The sequence below is a fragment of the Bartonella sp. AD328YNZD genome, assembly GCF_042196425.1.
Window position 1 is genome coordinate 1 of sequence record NZ_JBHIQG010000713.1, and the last position, 739, is coordinate 739.

Below are 739 nucleotides of genomic sequence, written 5' to 3' on the forward strand. Positions count from 1 at the left end.
GAATCTTCTCTTTCTCTGCCTTTGTCAGTTCCGCAGGCTGCTCCTACTTTTGATACATCTCTTAATTTTGATATTCCAGCGGGAACACAAATGGTTACAATGACAGTTCGTGAAGCGCTTAATCAGGCTTTGGCTGAAGAAATGCGGCGTGATGAAACAGTTTTTCTTATGGGGGAAGAAGTTGCGCAATATCAAGGTGCCTATAAGGTTAGTCAAGGTTTGTTGGAAGAATTCGGAGAACGCCGAGTTATTGATACCCCAATTACAGAGCACGGCTTTGCTGGGCTGGCTGTCGGGGCTGCTTTTGGTGGGTTACGTCCTATTGTCGAGTTTATGACCTTTAATTTTGCGATGCAGGCGATGGACCAAATTATTAACTCAGCAGCCAAGACACGTTATATGTCTGGTGGACAAATGACCGCTCCTATGGTTTTCCGAGGTCCCAATGGTGCGGCTGCCCGTGTTGGTGCTCAACATTCTCAATGTTATGCAGCATGGTATAGTCATATACCAGGTCTGAAAGTTGTTATGCCTTATAGCGCTGCAGATGCAAAAGGTTTGCTGAAAGCTGCTATTCGTGATGATAATCCTGTTGTTTTCCTTGAAAATGAGATTTTGTACGGGCATCAATTTGATGTTCCTCAACTCGATGATTTTGTTTTACCTATTGGTAAGGCGCGTATTCATAAGTCTGGACAAGATGTGACAATTGTTGCATGTGGGATTGGAATGCATTACG

Annotated in this window: 1 protein-coding gene; it reads left to right on the forward strand. The window is 44.0% G+C overall.

The features are described 5' to 3' along the window. Positions 1 to 739: pyruvate dehydrogenase complex E1 component subunit beta (locus ACFIO3_RS14630; RefSeq protein WP_375704734.1), on the forward strand; the 739-nt coding region annotated here is incomplete at both ends.